Below are 17,706 nucleotides of genomic sequence, written 5' to 3'. Positions count from 1 at the left end.
GTCCGTTTGTGTGGTTCTGGTTGTCTCATGAGCAAGGAGTGGCATCCATAGGGATATTCCCAATGGTTCCACATGTAACAGACTCTATTTGGCGGCCGATGGGTGCCTGGCGGGCGGCTGCTGCGTGCCTGGGGAGAGCTTTGCCGGACTGCGGCCGCGGCCGTTGGGGAGTTTGGTGCCAGTGGCGCTGTATCGAAAAGACGTGCATCCGAGCGGGTCGGTGAGCTGCTAAAAGTTTCATGATCGCAATCTGCTCTGCCGTGCCCGCGGGATCACCGGGTGGTCCCGAAAGGATCTGAATTGTGTCCCGTACTTGTCTTCAGGGGATGAGATGACAGGACGGGAAATAGATGCAGATTGCCGGATTTATGTTGATCGTATGGCGATCGGTAAATATTTAGTTAACATATTGTATTTGTTGGCAGGCTGCACTGTTGACGGTAGGGAAATGCTGTTTCCATCCGCTCGGATGGTGTTTCCGTTGAGCTGTGAAAAGCGTCCGGGCGGGCTACGTGCGCGGTCGAATGAGTCGAATGATCAGTGGGAGCCGGTGCGGAGGACCGCGTAGGTGCCGGTGGGCAGTGCCCTGACCCCATCCGCCGACCGGACCAGGGGATAGACGGCGAAGTGGTAGATCAGTCCGTTGTCGGGCGCGCGCAGGTGCCAGCCGCCTCTGATTTCCAGGCTGGCGTTGGTGACCTTCGCGCTCCGGGCGGCCGGATCGTCCGGCCCGGTGGGCATCGTGTCATGGCGCCACAGCACCCGGGCTTCGGTGATGCCAGGTGGCATCTGGAACGTCAGGACGATCTCGTTGCCGCGGTCGACGGCATGCAGCGCACGGATAGGCCCGGTGGGCAGGTGGTGGGTTGAGCGGCCGACGACCGCTCTGTTCCCGGCGACACTGACCGGGGTGTATACGACCGGCCCGCCGGCAGCGGTCACGGTGAGACGGCCACGCCGGCTTGAGCCGGCCAGGTGCGCGTGCCCGTCCAGTGAGTCCACGGGCAGTTCTTCGTCGACAGCGCCGAACGGGCCTGTCGCGAGGAGCGGATCAGCCGGGGTGGGGCCGCCGTCAGGCGGCTGGTCCGCCGGGCGTTCGGGTAAGCCGGCGGGCACCTCGGTGACGTAGATCCGCACCAGCGCGCCGGGAACGGTCGTCCACCGCAGGGTAGTCACCGCGCCGTCGCTGTCCGCCTCGAGGTCGAGGACCGGACGCGGCCTGGCGATCACTTTCACAACCACGTCCACGCCCGCGGTATGGGCCAGAGCGCCGAGCGGATCCGGGTAGGACACCCGTACCCGATAGCGATAGGTGGCCCCGGTCTGCGCGTCATGGTCGACATAGCGGCCACCGGCGGCGCGGACCCGGCGGGTGGCCCCGTGAAACGGCGACGACTCGTCAAAGGTCCGCTCGATCAGTACGTCGTCGTATCCTGCCGCGAGATTCCAGGACAGGGCGACGCCGTCACCGTCCATGCGGGCGCGCAGCGCCGTGACATCTGGGGCGATCGTCAGCGGCTGGGTTCGGGCCGGCACCGAGCGCCGGCCGCCGGCCGCCGACATCACCTCGTGCCAGACCGTCACGCCGTGGGGAACACCCGCGTCGGACAGTTCGGTGGAGGCGGTCATGCCGAGGCTGCGTTCGAACCGTCCAGTCGGTGCGGCCGGGTCCGCCACCACTCGCAGGACGCGGAAGGAGACCGGGCCGGACGACGTCGGCGCGCTCCACCGCAGGACCACCGCTCCGTTCTCCTGCGTGGCGGTCAGATTGGACGGCGGTGCGAGCGCGCCGGGCGCATCGGCCGGCATGCCGGCGGGCGCATCGGCTGGATCATCAGGGGCTGTCTGGGAGCCGCGGGTGGTCGGCGCGACCTCCGGTGCTGCGACCTCGGGCGTCGTGCTCCCAGGGGCGCTGCCGAAGGCGTAGCGCGGGCCGACGTCGTCACGGCTGACGACCCGCGGGCGTCCGCCGGGCTGGCGGCTTGGTGGCGGGGCAGCTGGCGGGCGTGCCGCGGCGATGCCGATCAGGAGCCCGTGCGTCTGGCGGGACGTCAGGCGGGTGCGCGGATCCTTGTCGAGCAGGCCGGTGAGAACATCGCCCAGCGGGCCCGCCCGGTATGTCTGTGAGGGGGGCTGGAACAGGATCGCCGCCACCATCGCGGCGAAGGTCTCCCGGTAGAACGGCGGCTTCCCCTCCACGGCGAAGTAGAGGGTCGCGCCGAGGCCGAACATATCCGCCTCAGGCGTTGCCGGATCACCGTTCAGGCGTTCCGGTGACATGTAGGACGGTGTCCCGAGCACACCGGTGACGGTGAGAGCTGAGTCGCTGTCCCGGGTCGCGATGCCGAAGTCGGTCAGGACCACCCTGCCGTCGGTTCCGATCAGCACGTTCGAGGGCTTCACATCGCGGTGCAGAATCCCGAACGCGTGCGCGGCGGCCAGCGCGTCGCCGATCGCGATCCCGATGCGGGCAACCTCCGCGACAGACAGCGGACCGTGATCGCGGACCAGCTGGAACAGCGACTGGGACGGCACCAGCTCCATGACGATCCATGGCAGACCATCCTCGACGATCACATCGAGGATGGTCACGACATGCGGATGGCCACGCAGCCTCGCGGCGTGTCTGGCCTCCCGGAGAGCTCTTTCCACCCGGTCGGCCCGCTCGAACGGATCAGGAGCGTCGCCGAGGTCGACCTCTTTGAGAGCCGCCTCGGTCAGCAGCACCTCGTCAAAGGCGCGCCACACCGTGCCCATCCCACCGGTGCCGAGCCGTTCGATGAGCCGGTACCGGCCAGCCACGATGCGGCTGGCCTCTGGAGCGGCAGCCACGTCGTCCCCTCCGCGGTGTTTGTTACGCCGAGTTGTCCCAGTGCAGCATGCCACCTGGATTGTGCGTTCGCGCCGGCCGCGTCGTCGCGCTTCCGGCGGCGTCGGCCGCACGGTAGCGCTGGGAGAGCGGACCATGTGGCCAGCCGGCCCGCACCGGGCGGCAGGACTGGGCCGCGGCGAGGGTCACAACGACAGGGAGGCAGGCGAGAAGCAGCCAGACAAGCCAGCCGCCCGATGGTGACCAGGCGGGGCGGGGCACGAACCAGAGCGGTCCGTCCATGCCGACCGCGTACCGGTGGCTGTTGGCGCCCCAGGCGACGAACTGGCCGACCGCGGTCATGACGATGACGCCGACCGCCACCGTGGCCGCATGGCCGCAAAGGCGCTCGGGCAGCCGGACGGCGAGCACCTCCGCCGCCAGCAGGGGCAGCATGACCAGCACAGGCAGGATGTACCGGCCCTGCATGCCAAAACCGTTCTGGATGAACACGGCCGCGGCGAGCAGTTCGTAGCTGGCCATGACCACCGCGAGGCTTCCCGCGAGCAGCGCGCGATCGCGCCACCGGCCGACCGCGAAGGCGGCGAGGAGGAGCCCCACCACCAGCAGTCCCCACAGCCAGTACACGGCGTCCGGGATGGGGACGGACTGCCAGCCGAAGATCCCGACAGCCTGGCGGGCGGACTCCGGGGCCAGCTCGACGGCGACCGCGAGACCGCGGCCGAGGCGGTCCCACAGGACAGGGGTCCGTAGCGACAGGCTCTGCGTCCAGAGCGTTGTCGCGGCGATTCCCACCGCGGTGACCGTCACTGCCGCGATCGAGGGCCGGCCGGCCGCGCGCAGCCGCAGCAGCGCCGCGCGCCCGCCGGCACGGCCGATCCCGATAGCGATCGCGAAGGCCACCCACAGGGGTGCCAGCGGACGGCTCAGCGCGGTGATGCCCAGGACGGCGCCAGCGATCAACCAGGTTCGGGCCGTGGGATGTTCGGCACGGGACAGGCGCAGCGCCGCCGCGGTGGATGCGATCGCTCCGGTGACCTCGGCGCCACTGGTACCCACCTGCGAGCTGAGAAAGATGACCATCGGGGTGGCGGCGAGGGTGTACCCGGCCAGCAGCAGGGTCTGCCGGGCGCGTCGCCCGGCTGCTGCTTGCCCGGCTGGTGGCTGCCCGGCTGGTGGCTGCCCGCCCAGCAGCAGCCACAGCCCGGCGCCGAGCAGCCCGGCCGACATGAGGGTGGCACCCAGCCGCGCGAGGAGGTACCCGGAGTGGACCGACCAGGCGGCCCGGGTGAGAACTCCCGCGGGCAGGTACAGCCAGGGTGGATACGCACCGACGATGCTGTTGACCCGCCCGTCCGGAACAGCTGCCGGCAGGCGCAGGCACGCTGCCGACACGTCCGGGTGCAGGGCGGTGCACGGAGGATTCGTCGTGTCCCGGAGGTCAGCTGGCAGCAGGAAACTCCGGTAGGCGTTCCGGACCTGGCGCAGCGAGTCATCGCTGAATGCCCGCGTCGCTTGTATCTCCGCGAACGGGACAGCGTCGCCGAGGATCTGTCCGTGTCCCGCGGCCACGGCCTTTGCGTAATGGCTCGGCTCGTCCGGGGCGGTTCTCAGCGGATTGGTCAGCGCCCACAGCAGAATCCAGCAGGCCAGTGCACCGAGAAGGAGCACCGGCGCACGGCTCACCCGGGCGCCGGGCAACCGCGGTCTCCTCATCCGTGCTTACCGCCGCCTGGGAAGGTTCTTGCTGACAACATGTGGAGATCCTCCCGCCGCGACGTCCCGGCAGCCCGTCGCACGGGGCCACAGTAGTCTCCCTGCCGCGTCACCGGCCTGATGCCGGCTGAGGCGGGTTCAGGGATTGACAGGCTGTGGCCGCCAGCTGGTCACCAGGAGTGCGGCGGCGCCCGCGAGGCCGACGCCGGTCGAGATCGCGAAGCCGGCCCAGCCAACGCCGCCCAGGCCGATCGCGTGGTCGAGTGAGGCCTTGCCCGGACCGGCGGTAGCGACGGCGACCGCGATCACGGCGATCATCAGAACGTACTCGTAACCCTCACGGAACACGAAGAAGCCGTGCGGCCTGTGCGCGACCACTCCCGCGACCGTCATGAGACCGACCGCGGCCGCGGCCGCCAGCGGGGTGAGGAAGCCGGCGGCGAGGCCGATGCCCGCCGCGAACTCGAACAGCACTGACATCCAGGCCTGCACGAGTGGGGGACGCAGGCCCATGGAGCCATACCAGCCGGCCGCGCCGGCTATCCGGCCGCCACCGAACAGGTGGTTCCATCCGTGGGCGACCAGGGTGAGCCCAACGCACAGGCGAATCAGGAGGATGGCTGTATCTACATGGGTCATTTCATGCTCCCGAGGAAGAACTGGTGGATCGGTGCCGGGTACCGCGGCGCTGCGTGCCAGCCGGGCCTCGGACCTCGGACGTAGCAGGGCTGGGGCACGCACCTTGCGTCATCGTTCCCCTTGGTCCACGCCCCTGTTGCCGGGCGCTCTACGTCCAAGATGCTTCGATGATGGCTGAATGAACTATACGATGAGTTGGTGAGCAGACGACCCGCCGACATCGACGCGACTGGCCACGTCCGGGTGCCCAAGACCGCTGAGTTGGTAGCGGCTGCCCTGCGTCGGCAGATTATTCGTGGTGATCTTCGAGAAGGTGACGGCCTCCCCAACGAGGCGTCCCTGATGGCGAGGTTCGATGTCTCGCGACCGACGCTGCGTGAGGCTTTCCGGGTGCTGGAGTCCGAGGGCCTGATCGGTGTGCGGCGGGGCGCTCACGGCGGGGCACGGGTGCATGTTCCCAACGGCGATGTGGCGGCACGTTTTGTGGGGCTGGTCCTCCAGCACGACAACGTGACAGTCGCCGACGTGCTGGAAGCCCGTTCGGTGATTGAGCCACCGGCCGCCCGGCTGCTGGCGGCGCGGCGGCGGCGGCGGGATGCCGAGGCGCTCACGGCGCATCTCGATTGCGATGAAGAACGCCTGACCGGCCCGGAAAGCCTGATTCCAGCGCACACCGACTTCCACGAGACAATGGTGGAGCTGGCCGGCAACCAGACCCTGGCGGTCCTGACGAGAATGTTGCATCACCTGGTCACCGGAGTGGCCATGGCGCACCGGGCCGCGCTGCCGTCCGGTAGCGGGGAGGAGTCCCACGAGGACGATCTTGCCCTGCGTGCGCACCGGCGGCTGGTCGATCTGATCGCGGCTGGCGACGCCACCGGGGCGGAGCTTTTCTGGCGGCGTCATCTGGTGGAGACCAATCAGCTTGTCCTGGCGCATTTCGATGGGGCCAGCGTGCTTGACGTGCTCGGCTGAGGCTGCCATCGCGCTCTCCTGCCGGGCTGCTGGCGGGAACCGCGGCGGGCCGGATGGTCGTGGCCCGTCGGGCCGGCCGCCCACTATCGGGCCGATGACGCGGCCGGTGCGCTGGTCTCGCGAAGCAGGGGCGCGAGTCTGGTGCACACGATGTCGACGTGGCGGGCCACGAGGTCCGCCGGCATTCCGCCGAGTGAGGCCCACAGGTACACGGTGTCGACCGGTGCGTCGCCGACGAAGGCCCGGATGCCGCTCGCGACCTCCTCGGGCGTGCCGTAGTGGAAGTAGTCGATCGGGTTCTTGGACGCCTCGCGGGCCCGGACGCGGTCGGGGTCGACCGGCCGTGGCATCGGGGCGCCGGTTCCCTCCACCATGTGCCGGCGGTAGGAGTCGAGCTGGTAGGCGAGGTACCCGCCGATGACCGGCCAGTCGCGTTCCGGGTCGTCACTGACCCAGCCCTGGATGCCGCCAGCCATGCGGGCGGTCTCGGGGGCGTGCCCGGCTTCCGCGAGCCCCTTGCGGTACGGCTCGGCGATCGGGCCGAAGGCCGACAGCAGGTTCTCACCGAGCAGACCGGCCCGCCGGGCGCCCTGGGGGCCCAGGTAACCGAGCCAGATGGGCAGCCGTTCCTGGACGGGGCGCGGGGTCACCCGGCCCTCGGCCCAGATCTGCCGCAGTTCACGGACCCGCCGGTCGGTGGCACCGTAGCGCTTCGCCGGATCGGCGCCGAACAGCTCGAACTCCGGTATCCGGTAGCCCGCGCCGAGGCCGAGGTCGAGGCGGCCGCCACTGATGATGTCCACCACCGCGGCCTGTTCGGCGATCTCGACCGCCGCGTGCAGTGGGGCGATCATGATGCCGGTACCGATGCGTACCCGGCTCGTCCGGGCCGCGATGGCCGCCGCGAAGGTCAGCGGTTGGGGAAGGTAGTCGTCATCGAACAGATGGTGTTCGGTCACCCAGATCGAGTCCGCGCCCAGCCGCTCCGCCTCCTGGCACATCTCCAGGGTGAAACCGTACAGGCGGGTTGGGTCCTGGCGGCGTTCCGGCGGGTTGCGGAGGTCGAAGTAGAGGCCGACCTGCATGCTCGTCTCCTTCGTCCGGACGGTGCGGGCGCGTCGTGAAGGTCTGGCCGCCTCGCCAATAAATAAGGTAGACAATACAGATGAGGCATCTTCATGTCCTTGGGTGCGTCCGGGTGCGGCGTGCCGCCTGTCGGCTGGCCGGGGAGGTTCTGTGAAGATCGATACGACGCTTCCGAAGGACATCGATGTCGTTCATCGCAACGCGCGGGAAGCCGAGGCCGCGGGCTATGACGGCCTGTGGCTGGGCGAGACGCGGCACGATCCGTTCCTGCTGTCGCTGCGGGCGTGCGACGCCACCGGTGACCTGACGGTCGGGACCTCCATCGCGATCGCCTTCGCCCGGACACCGATGACGCTGGCGAACGTGGGTTTCGACCTTGCTCGTTACTCCCGGGGGCGGTTCGTCCTCGGGCTGGGCTCCCAGGTCAAGCCGCACATCGAGCGGCGTTTCTCGATGCCGTGGTCACGACCGGCCGCCCGGATGCGTGAGTTCGTGCTCGCGATGCGCGCCATCTGGGACACCTGGCAGAACGGAACGCCGCTGTCGTTCCAGGGCGATTTCTACACGCACACTCTCATGACGCCGTTCTTCTCTCCCGAGGCGCACGAGTGGGGCCCGCCGCCGGTGTACCTCGCGGCCGTCGGCGAGATGATGACCGAGGTGGCCGCCGAAGTGGCTGACGGCATGTTCTTCCATGCGTTCTCGACGCCGCGGTACCTGCGTGAGGTCACGCTCCCGGCGCTGGAGCGGGGCCGGGCGAAGATCGGCCGGACGCTGTCGGACTTCGTCCTGGCCGGCCCGGCGTTCGCGACGGTGGGCCGCAACGAGGCGGAGCTCGCGACGGCCATCGCCGGCACGAAGAAGCAGATCGCCTTCTACGCCTCCACGCCCGCCTACCGCGGGGTCCTCGACCTGCACGGCTGGGGCGACCTGCAGACCGAGCTGACCCGCATGAGCAAGCAGAACCGCTGGTCGGAGATGGGTGATCTGATCGACGACGAGATCCTGCGGACGTTCTCCGTCGTCGGTTCGCCCACGGAGGCCGGCAAGGGCCTGCGGGAAAGGTACGGCGATGTCGCCACTCGCATCACCTGCTATGCGACCTATGAGAGCGACCCGGCCATGTGGCCGGAGGTCCTCGACGCCATCCGTGGCTGAGTGGTCCTGCCGGCGCGGGGGCTGGCCCAACCGTCGGTAGTGGCCGCCAGGTAACCGATCAGGGAGAGAAATGAGCATTCTGGACGGCAAGGTCGCCATCGTGACCGGGTCGGGGCGCGGTCTCGGCCGCGCGCACGCGCTGCTGCTCGCGAGCCAGGGCGCCCGGATCGTCGTCAACGACCCGGGCGTGGCCTGGGACGGCGCAGGCAAGGACGAGGGACGGCCCGCGCAGCAGGTCGTGGACGAGATCGTCGCCGCGGGTGGCGAGGCGGTCGCGAACTTCGACAGCGTCGCGGACTGGAAGGGCGCCGACGGGCTCGTCCAGCAGGCTGTGGACACCTTCGGTGGGCTGGACGTCCTCGTCAACAACGCCGGGTTCGTCCGTGACAAGATGTTCTTCAACCTCGACGAGGACGACTGGGACTCCGTCATCGAGGTGCACCTCAAGGGCCATTTCGCCCCGGCCCGGTTCGCGGCCCGGTACTGGCGGGCCCGCGCGAAGGCCGGCGAGGAGGTCTACGGCCGGATTATCAACACTACCAGTGAGTCGGGGCTGGTCGGCAACTTCGGCCAGGCCAACTACGCGGCCGCGAAGGCCGGGATCAGCGCGCTCACCGTCGTGATGGCCCGCGAGCTGGCCCGGATCGGCGTGACGGCCAACGCGATCGCGCCCCGGGCGCGCACCCGCATGACGACCCAGACCTTCGCCGGCTACGGGCAGGTGACGGAGGGCAGGTTCGACGACCGGGCGCCCGAGCACGTCAGCCCGCTGGTCGGCTGGCTGGCCAGCCCGGCCGCGGCCGACATCACCGGCCAGATCTTCCATGTCTACGGCTCGGTCGTCTCGGTCTTCCGCGGCTGGGAGATCGCCGCCACCATCGACGCGGGCGAGCGGGCCTGGACAACCGAGGAACTGGTGGCTGAGGGGCCGCGGTTGTTCGTGAACCACGATCCGGGACTACCCCCGACCCTGCCTGGGGTCGCGGCGAAGGACTGAGCTCCCCGTCGTCGTCGTCGCTCGCCCCGCCCATCGCCTGACGGGCGGGGCGAGCAGTCACAGCTGATGGTCAACTCGAAGGGGAGCGCGGTGTCGGACGATCTGGTCCTTTGCGTAACTGACAGTGATGGTGTTGCGACTGTGACGTTCAATCGTCCGGACCGCAGGAACGGCTGGTCGCCCGAGCTGGAGGCGGCCTACTTCAGCCAGCTCGACCTGCTCGACCACGATCCGGACGTCCGCGCGGTCGTGCTCACCGGCGCGGGCACCACCTTCTGCCCCGGGCTGGACACCAGCCGCCTCAACAGCAGCGCCGGCAAGGGACTCGATCTGTCCGGGCGCCCGCCACAGTACCGGCCGCGGACCTTGCGCAAGCCGCTCGTCGCCGCTGTCAACGGGGGATGCGCCGGTATCGGGCTCGTCCAGGCGCTCATGTGTGACGTCCGCTTCGCCGCCCGCGGCGCGAAGTTCTCCACGGCGTTCGCCCGTCGTGGGCTCGCGGCCGAGTACGGCCTGAGCTGGGTCCTGCCCCGCTACGTCGGCGTGGAGAACGCGCTCGACCTGCTGCTGTCGGCCCGGACGTTCGACGCGGACGAGGCCCACCGGCTCGGGCTGGTCAGCCGGGTGGTCGAACGCGACGACGTGCTCGCGCAGGCTCAGGCCTACGCGGGTGAGCTGGCCCGCAACTGTGCGCCGACGGCGATGGCCGCCATCCGCCATCAGGTCTATGGCGATCTCGAGGTGGGCCTGGACGAGGCACTGCGCAGGTCGTTCCGGGTGATGGAGGTGACCAACGGGGCGGGCGACTTCGCTGAGGGAGTCGGGAGTTTCCTGGAGCGTCGTCCGCCCCGGTTCGCCCCGCTGGCCGACGACTTCGACCCGGGCGCGCTGCTCGGTGCCCCCGTGCCCGGCGGCCACCTGGCAGCCGACGACGTCCTCGGCTGACGCTGTGGATGGGGAGATCGCGGATGGCAGGAGGTCAGGCAACGAGTCGACTTGTATACCCGGCCTCTACCAGCGCCTGGTAGGCCGCGTGTACTTCGGGCGGGATCGTCTGGGGGATAGCGAAGTCGCGGTCGGCGTAGACCCAGATGCGTTGGGTATCGCCCACCAGCATCGACACGACCCGGCCAACGTCTCCGATGGTCGTCACGTAGGCGTCCAGCGTGAGTGGCAGAGATGCGCATTGGACGGTGACCTCCGGCCAGAGCTTGCGGCAGGTGGCGTACGCTCGCCGCTGCTGGTAGGGCCGGGAGATTAGGGTAGCTGATCGAACTGTATGGCCCTGGTTGTGTAGGAGATCGCGGGCCAAGGTGATGTTCTCACCGGTGTTGCGTGCCAATGGCTCGATCAGGATGGCGGCATCCGGGACGCCGAGGGTCAATGCGTGCTCGCGGTAGTGGACCGCCTCACCGCGAGGGAACACAGCAAGAGTGGTGGGCGCGTTCGCGCCGGTGAAGACGATGTGCGGGTACAGCCCTCGCCGGTAAAGGTCCGCTGCGCAGGTGGCTACAGCAAGATCGTGGCTACCCAGTCCAATGCCCACATCGGTGGGCCGCAGCTCGTGGCGCAGGTCGTGGTAGTCCCATAGGACCCGCACGCAGTCGCGGATGGCGGCAGGGATGGCGGCAGGCCGTTCGCCGCTGGTCATGACGCAGGCCGGGCCGAGTCGGGCACCTCGAAGCTGTAAGACCAGGTGAACCGCGACGCGGCATGCACCCCCACGGCGTACTCGACCACGACACCATCCGCTGTGCGGGTCGTGCGATGCAGTTCGACGACCGGCTCGCCGGAAGGCAAGGACAATGTCTCCAACTCCTCGGGAGTCGGCATCCGTGCTTGGAGCTCCTCGGTCATGTGCGCGATTTCCAGACCCTGCTCATACAGCACACGGAACCCGCCGCCGGGTCCAGCCGGCCCGGCGGCGGGTTCCACCAGGCGGGTGCCCTCGACGTGTTCGGGACGGTAGTAACTCGTCAGTGTGTGCGTGGGCGTGCCCTGTTCGCGGACCAGCCTGGCCCGCTCGTACACGTCGGCTTCGTCTGGTAGACCGAGTGCGGCCGAAACCCTGGCCGGAGCGGGGATCCGCCGTACCGTCTGCGTCTGATCGTTACGTTCCCATGTACGGCCGGACGCGATCCTGTCCGCAATGAACGCCACTTGGTCGCAGTCGCGCCATTTGGCCTTGTCATACCGATCGACACCGAGCCGCCGCAATGGCGGCCGAGGCCGTACATAGACGCCCGCGCCCGTTCGCCCAACCACAAGTCCTTCCTCCTTCAGTTTGGTCACCGCGAGACGAGCGGTCTCAGCCGCGACCTCGTAGCGCCGAGCCAGCTCGGCAGTGGAGGGGAGCGCGGCTCCTGGCTCGAGCCGTCCGGACTCGATATCGGCCCGCAGGTCGGCTCGGATGCGCTCCGAGGCGCCTCGTCTGCTGGTCACAACGCCGAGTCTAAGCATCTTCCTAGGAAGGTATTGACCTACCTAGGAAGGTAAGGAAGGCTGGGGATCGCACCAATCTTCCTAGGAAGGTTGCCTGTGGCCGGAGCTCTCACATCCTGCCGGAGACCTTGATCCCAACCCCCTGCGCCGAGGAGGCCGAGACCCGTGTCTGATTCTGCTTCTGCCCGCTCGCCTGATAGATACGTCGACTGGCGGCATGGTGCCGTCTGCCGCGACGATGATCCCGAGCTGTTCTTCCCGGTCGGTAGGACGGGGCCCGCTGTGGAGCGTCAGATCGCGATGGCCAAGGCGGTATGCGACCGCTGCCCAGTGACTCGGGGCTGCCTGGACCAGGCAGTGAATACCGGAGAGGACACTGGCGTCTGGGGTGGTCTGGACCCGGACCAGCGACGGAGCCTGGTTCACAGCGAAGCCCGGCTCCGGCTCCCGCTCCAGGCGCTCATGCCATGAGCGCCCTCACCCCGCGGTCGTCCGCGACGGCCGAGCAGATGACGCGGGCGTTGACGGTCGTCCGGGACCAGGCCGCAGTGTTATGGCAGGCGGCGTGGGAGTACGGCCGGGCGGTGGAGGCGGAGACGGACGCCCTGCTCGCCTATGCGCAGACTGTGGCCGCTGACGCCGATGAGGTGAATGTCCGCGCCGATCGCGAGGTACTCGTGCGCACGCTGGGCCGGCGGGACGCGGCCGGCCGGAGGCTGGGCCTGTCCGGTCAGCCGCCCGCGCTGGTTCGTGCGGTACGAGAACTGCTCACCGCGGCCCGGACGGGAGCCGCAGCGCGCGGCGCAGGGCCCGGGCCGCCGGCTGGAAAAGATCGGTTCCGACCGGTCAGCGTGGTTCTTTGGGCAGCCCGAGCACCTGCTCGCCGAGGATGTTGTGCTGGATCTCGACAGCGCCTCCGTAGATCGTCTCCGCTCGGGAGTTCAGGAAGCTCGCCTGGAACAGGCTCAGTTTGTAGTGGTCCCCGACCAGCATCGAGTCGGCACCGGTCGCGTCCATCAGCAGCTCACCGAAGTCCCGGTGCCAGGTGGACCAGAACAGCTTCGAGATCGAGGACTCCGGCCCGGGGTGCGCGTTCGCGACTGCCCGGCTGATCGTGCGGATGTTCATCGCCTGCATGACCCGCAGGCCGACGTAGGCGGACGCGATCCGGTCGCGCAGCACCGGGTCGGCCGGGCGGGATTTCACGAGGTCGATCAGTGCCCGCATCTCGCGCTCGAACCCGGCCTGGAAGGGCAGCACAGTGGTGCCCCCGCGCTCGTTGCCGAGGGTGCCCATGACCACGCGCCAGCCACCGTTGACCTCGCCGACGACCAGGTCCTTGCTGGTGCGGGCGTCACTGAGGAAGACCTCGGCGAACTCCGTCCCGCCGGCCATGTTCCGGATCGGCCGGACCTCGACACCGGGCTGGTGGCGGGGCACGAGAAGCATCGAGATCCCCCGGTGCTTGGGGGCGTCCGGGTCGGTGCGGCACAGGACGTAGAGCCAGTCGGCGTACCCGCCGAACGTCGTCCATATCTTCTGGCCGTTGATCACCCATTCGTCGCCGTCGAGTTCGGCGCGGGTGCGCAGGCCGGCCAGGTCGCTGCCGGCGTCGGGCTCGCTGAAGCCCTGCCCCCAGAACTCCTCGACCTGTGTGATCTTCGGGAGGAAGCGGGCCTTCTGCTCGGGGGTGCCGAACGCGAGCAAGGTCGGCCCGAACAGGTCACGGCCGTGGACTCCCACCCAGTACGGCGCCTGTGCCCGGGCGTGCTCGACCTGGAAGATGATCTCCTGGGCCAGCGTCCCCCCGCGGCCGCCGTACTCGACCGGCCAGGCGATGTTCAGCCACTTGTCCTTCGCGAGGAGCTTCTCCCACTCCCGGCGAAGCTCCCAGGCGGTGTCGTCCGCCGGGCCGCCGACACCCAGGATGCTCCGGAAGTCACCGGTGAGATGATCGGCCAGCCATGACCGCGCCTCCTCCTGGAACTGCCTGTCCTGCGCGGTGACGGCAACGTCCATCGGCTACCTCGCCCACTCGCGCCCAGGCGGGCGCCTCTGGCTGATTCAGGATACAAAATCGTATAAAAAGTTATCTGATAGGTAGGGCTATAGCAAGTCCCGCGGGGCGTGCCGGGCGTGCGGTCGGTCGTGCGCTGGCTGTCGGCGGGTCCACCCACATCATCCGACGGGCTATGGTTAGCTGATTTACCTGATGGGAGAGGTGCTGTCGTGGACTTTGACCTCACGGACGAGCAGCGGATGCTGGCGCGGACCGCACGGGACTTCGTCTCGCGCACCTGCCCGCCGCGGCTGGCCAAGGAATGGGACGAACGGGGCATCCTGCCGAAGGAGCTTTTTCGCGGCATGGCCGACCTCGGGTGGTTCGGCCTCCCGCTGCCCGAGGACAGCGGCGGGGGCGGCGGGACCGCGCTCGAGCTCGTCCTGCTCGCCGAGGAACTCGGGCGGGCCAGCCTCGACATCGCCATGTGCTATTCGGGGACCTTCATCCCGGGGCTCACTCTGTTGAAGTGGGGCACGCAGGCCCAGCGCGACCGGTACCTGCCCGGCATGCTCGACGGCACCGAGCGCTTCGCCATCGCCATGAGCGAGCCGGACGCCGGCTCCGACGTCGCGGCGCTGCGCACCACCGCGGCCGACCACGGCGACCATTTCGTCCTCAACGGCCAGAAGGCGTGGTGCACGGGGGCGGGCCTGCCCGGCACGACCATCGCGATGTACGTGCGCACCGACCCGTCCGCGCCGAAGCACGAGGGGCTGTCCCTGGTGCTGGTCGATCCCGCGACCGCTGGCGTGGAGATCCGCCGGACGCCGACGCTGGCCCGGCACATCCTCGGTACCAACGAGGTCTTCCTGCACGACGTGGTCGTCCCCCGGGAGAACCTGGTCGGCCCGCTGCACGGCGGCTGGAAGGTCATGCTCTCCGGCCTCGACCTCGAGCGCGTGCTCATGAGCGGCGCATACGTCGGTGTCGCCCAGGCCACGCTCGACGAGGCACTGGAGTACTCCAAGCAGCGCCAGCAGTTCGACCGTCCGATTGGCAACTTCCAGTCGCTGTCACACGCGATGGCCGATCTCCAGGTCGAGATCGACTCCGCCCGGCTGTTGTCCTACCGGGCCGCCTGGCTGCACGCGCAGGGCCGGCCGTGTTCCCGCGAGGGCTCGATGGCCAAGCTCAAGGGGTCCGAAACCTATGTCTCGGCGGCCCGGTGGGGTATGCAGATCCTCGGCGGCCACGGCTTCGCCACCGAGAGCGTGATGAGCTTCCGCTGGCGCGAGTCCATCGTCGCGCCGATCTCGGGCGGCACCAGCCAGATCCAGCGCAACGCGATCGCGCGCAGCATGGGCCTGCGCAGCTACTGACAGCCAGTCTGACCGCAGTCTGACCGCGCTTGTCCCGGAATTTCCCCGGGGTTTTCCAGGAGAGGCAGCCACTGAACATGGCGGACTACGATTTCGGGGGCATCCTCCTCGTCGAGTCGGACGGCCCGGTGCGCATTGTCACGCTGAACCGGCCGGACGCGTTGAACGCGTTCGCGGACGGCCTGCATGAAGCTGTCGCCGAGGTCTGGGCGCGCATCGCCGGCGACCGGGATGCCCGCGCGGTGGTGCTCACCGGGGCGGGGCGCGCGTTCAGCGCGGGTGGCGACATCCCGGGCATGGCCAGGCAGATCGCTGACGTGGAGGTCCGCCGCCACTCGATGCGCGAGGCGCGCCGGCTCGCCGATGAGATCGTCCGCTTCCACCTCCCGGTGGTGACGGCGGTCAACGGCCCGGCGGTGGGCCTCGGGGCGACCATCGCCGTCATGAGCGACATCGTCCTGATCGCCGACACCGCCTTCCTGGCTGATCCCCACGTGCAGGTGGGCCTGGTCGCGGGCGACGGCGGCGCGGCGTTCTGGCCGCTGGCCACGAGCATCCTGCGGGCCAAGGAGTACCTGCTCACCGGTGACCGCATCCCCGCGGACCAGGCCGTCGCCCTCGGCCTGGCCAACCGGGTGGTCCCGGCCGGGGAGCTGCTGGCCGAGGCGCGCCGGGTCGCGCACAAGCTCGCCGGGCTGCCTCCGCAGGCGGTCCAGGACACCAAACGGGCGATCAACCTGCACCTGGCGCAGGCAGCCCGGCTGGTGCTGGACTTCTCCCTGGCCGCGGAGGGCGAGTCGTTCACCACCGAGGAGCTGCGCCGCAACGTCGAGAGCTTCCAGACCAGGTCATGAACGTGTCTCCCAGCGGAACGGGTGCCGACGGCCTGCCTTGCGCACCCTTGGCGGGCCTGTTCGTGGTCGGCCTGGAGCAGGCTGTCGCCGCTCCGCTCGCCACCCGGCATCTCGCTGATCTCGGCGCCCGGGTCGTGAAGGTCGAGAACCCGCGCGGTGGCGACTTCGCCCGTGACTACGACCAGGCCATGAACGGTATGGGCGCCCACTTCGTCTGGCTCAACCGGGGCAAGGAGTCGCTCGCGCTCGATGTGAAGAAACCCGCGGGCGCCGAGGTCCTCGCCCGCCTGATCGAGCGCGCGGACGTCGTCGTGCAGAACCTCGCGCCCGGCGCCGCCGCCAGGCTCGGCGTGGCCGCCCATCAGGTGCTGGAACGCCATCCGCGGGCCGTGGCCGTCGACATCTCCGGCTACGGCGAGGGCGGGCCACTGGCCGCGAAGCGCGCCTATGACCTGCTCGTGCAGTCCGAGACCGGGTCATGCTCGGTGACCGGGTTCCCCGGGCAGCCGGCGAAGCCGGGCATCCCGCTCGCCGATGTCGCCGCCGGCATGTACGCGTACTCCAGTGTCCTGGCCGCTCTCCTCGCGCGGGGCCGTACCGGCACGGGCGCGGAGATCTCGGTCAGCCTGTTCGACGCGGCGGCCGAGTGGATGGGGTATCCCCTCTACTACACGCTGGGAACTGGTCTCGATCAGGAGCCCAACGGTGTGAGCTCGCCGTCGGTCGCGCCGTACGGCGCCTATCGGACCGCCGACGATCAGGTACTCGTGGTGGGGACGACGAACGACCGTGAGTGGCAACGCCTCACCGAGGAGGTGCTCGGCCGGTCGGATCTTGCCGCGGATCCGTCGTTGGCCGGTAACGCCGACCGGGTCCGGGACCGGGCCAGGGTCGACGCGGTCCTGGGGGAGTGGGCCGGCGGACAGCTCCTGGCCGACGCCCAGTCCCAGCTGGACAAGGCGGGGATCGGCAATGCGCGCCTGAACTCAGTGACCGATCTTGTCAGGCATCCGCAGCTCGCGCTTCGGGACCGGTGGCGTGAGATCGATTCGCCGGTCGGCCCGCTGCGCGCGTTGCTGCCGCCGCCGATCTCGCCGCAGTGGTCGGTGCGGATGGGGCCGGTGCCGGCGCTGGGCGAGCACACCGACGGGGTGCTCGCGGATCTCGGCTACGAACCGGCGCAGGTGCGGGCACTGCGGGCGGCCGGCGTCGTCTGACACCGGCCGCTGCCAAAATTTTTTACCATGTTGTGGAAGTCAGGGCCGCTTGATTCCGCCGGTCGTTCTTGACTTGCGATTTAACGTCGCTCTCAGTGAGTGGTTGTCAGTTCTCAGTTGGTCTGTCCTCCAGTAGTGCCGCTGACCTGCGGTTGGACAGATCAACTGAGACGGTCGCCGGTCATCGTGCCCCAGTCGTTCTGTCCTTTTCTGGGTGCGTACTCGGGCACAGGGTCGCGCTGACCTGCGAGAGGACAGGTCGGATGAGACGCCGGCCACATCTGTGGCCAGCTCGCGGGACTGTTCGGCCAGATCCACTGAGAACTGACAGTGGTGTCCGGTGCTGGGGTCTTGCGGTGGACGGGCCGGCGGGCCTTGGGGCGGTTCTTGGAGCCTCTGGGCCGCCCCGGG

At 69.1% G+C, this 17,706-nt stretch carries 15 protein-coding genes; 8 read left to right on the top strand and 7 right to left on the bottom strand.

Annotation, left to right across the window (positions count from 1 at the left end):
- Positions 1–537: 537 nt before the first annotated feature.
- From MJ797_RS11955 to MJ797_RS11945, 3 genes are all read right to left on the bottom strand, one after another.
- Entirely contained in the window at positions 538–2,832 is a 2,295-nt protein-coding gene (locus MJ797_RS11955) for a serine/threonine-protein kinase (protein ID WP_308128309.1), read from the bottom strand.
- Positions 2,833–2,854: 22 nt separating this feature from the next.
- A complete protein-coding gene (locus MJ797_RS11950; protein WP_239334408.1) occupies positions 2,855–4,531 on the bottom strand; it encodes a DUF2142 domain-containing protein in 1,677 nt (558 codons plus the stop codon).
- Positions 4,532–4,684: 153 nt separating this feature from the next.
- Complete coding sequence (locus MJ797_RS11945) at positions 4,685–5,185, bottom strand: DoxX family protein (protein WP_239334407.1); 501 nt, start codon at positions 5,183–5,185, stop codon at positions 4,685–4,687.
- Between the two features lie 198 nt (positions 5,186–5,383).
- Between MJ797_RS11945 and MJ797_RS11940 the strand changes: the two genes are divergently transcribed.
- Positions 5,384–6,160, top strand: a complete 777-nt coding sequence (locus MJ797_RS11940) for a FadR/GntR family transcriptional regulator (RefSeq protein ID WP_239334406.1) — start codon at positions 5,384–5,386, stop codon at positions 6,158–6,160.
- A gap of 83 nt (positions 6,161–6,243) precedes the next feature.
- On the opposite strand, the gene MJ797_RS11935 is transcribed toward MJ797_RS11940, so the two are convergent.
- Positions 6,244–7,245: an LLM class flavin-dependent oxidoreductase gene (locus MJ797_RS11935; protein ID WP_239334405.1), complete on the bottom strand. Its 1,002-nt coding sequence runs from the start codon at positions 7,243–7,245 to the stop codon at positions 6,244–6,246.
- Between the two features lie 151 nt (positions 7,246–7,396).
- Between MJ797_RS11935 and MJ797_RS11930 the strand changes: the two genes are divergently transcribed.
- The 3 genes from MJ797_RS11930 to MJ797_RS11920 all read left to right on the top strand — a co-directional run bounded on the left by MJ797_RS11930 (position 7,397) and on the right by MJ797_RS11920 (position 10,346).
- The gene (locus MJ797_RS11930) at positions 7,397–8,404 is read left to right on the top strand and encodes an LLM class F420-dependent oxidoreductase (protein WP_239334404.1); all 1,008 of its coding nucleotides are present in this window, start codon (positions 7,397–7,399) and stop codon (positions 8,402–8,404) included.
- Between the two features lie 70 nt (positions 8,405–8,474).
- Positions 8,475–9,401 carry an SDR family oxidoreductase gene (locus MJ797_RS11925; RefSeq protein WP_239334403.1) on the top strand — a complete coding sequence of 309 codons (927 nt, stop codon included), beginning with the start codon at positions 8,475–8,477 and terminating at the stop codon, positions 9,399–9,401.
- 66 nt (positions 9,402–9,467) lie between these two features.
- Positions 9,468–10,346 (top strand): enoyl-CoA hydratase-related protein, encoded by an 879-nt coding sequence (locus tag MJ797_RS11920; RefSeq protein WP_255738831.1) that lies wholly within the window; start codon positions 9,468–9,470, stop codon positions 10,344–10,346.
- Between the two features lie 34 nt (positions 10,347–10,380).
- Here MJ797_RS11920 and MJ797_RS11915 read toward each other — a convergent pair whose 3' ends face one another.
- Both MJ797_RS11915 and MJ797_RS11910 read right to left on the bottom strand, forming a co-directional pair.
- On the bottom strand, positions 10,381–11,052 hold the full coding sequence (locus tag MJ797_RS11915) for a YdcF family protein (RefSeq protein WP_239334401.1): 672 nt from the start codon (positions 11,050–11,052) through the stop codon (positions 10,381–10,383).
- A complete protein-coding gene (locus tag MJ797_RS11910) occupies positions 11,049–11,843 on the bottom strand; it encodes a GntR family transcriptional regulator (RefSeq protein WP_239334400.1) in 795 nt (264 codons plus the stop codon). The genes MJ797_RS11915 and MJ797_RS11910 overlap by 4 nt, the downstream gene beginning before the upstream one ends.
- A gap of 165 nt (positions 11,844–12,008) precedes the next feature.
- Between MJ797_RS11910 and MJ797_RS11905 the strand changes: the two genes are divergently transcribed.
- Positions 12,009–12,314, top strand: a complete 306-nt coding sequence (locus MJ797_RS11905; RefSeq protein WP_239334399.1) for a WhiB family transcriptional regulator — start codon at positions 12,009–12,011, stop codon at positions 12,312–12,314.
- A 375-nt stretch (positions 12,315–12,689) separates the two neighbouring features.
- On the opposite strand, the gene MJ797_RS11900 is transcribed toward MJ797_RS11905, so the two are convergent.
- A complete protein-coding gene (locus MJ797_RS11900) occupies positions 12,690–13,862 on the bottom strand; it encodes an acyl-CoA dehydrogenase family protein (protein WP_239310384.1) in 1,173 nt (390 codons plus the stop codon).
- A 210-nt stretch (positions 13,863–14,072) separates the two neighbouring features.
- Here MJ797_RS11900 and MJ797_RS11895 point away from each other — a divergent pair, with 210 nt between their 5' ends.
- From MJ797_RS11895 to MJ797_RS11885, 3 genes are all read left to right on the top strand, one after another.
- Positions 14,073–15,224, top strand: a complete 1,152-nt coding sequence (locus tag MJ797_RS11895) for an acyl-CoA dehydrogenase family protein (RefSeq protein WP_239334398.1) — start codon at positions 14,073–14,075, stop codon at positions 15,222–15,224.
- A gap of 77 nt (positions 15,225–15,301) precedes the next feature.
- A complete protein-coding gene (locus tag MJ797_RS11890) occupies positions 15,302–16,078 on the top strand; it encodes an enoyl-CoA hydratase/isomerase family protein (protein ID WP_239334397.1) in 777 nt (258 codons plus the stop codon).
- A complete protein-coding gene (locus MJ797_RS11885; protein WP_239334396.1) occupies positions 16,075–17,295 on the top strand; it encodes a CaiB/BaiF CoA-transferase family protein in 1,221 nt (406 codons plus the stop codon). Before MJ797_RS11890 ends, MJ797_RS11885 begins: the two co-directional genes overlap by 4 nt.
- Positions 17,296–17,706: the final 411 nt, after the last annotated feature.

Source organism: Protofrankia sp. CiP3 (assembly GCF_917627345.1).
Taxonomy (GTDB): domain Bacteria; phylum Actinomycetota; class Actinomycetes; order Frankiales; family Frankiaceae; genus Protofrankia.
The sequence above is the reverse complement of the archived record's forward strand: the minus strand, read 5'-3'. Positions and strand labels throughout refer to the sequence as shown.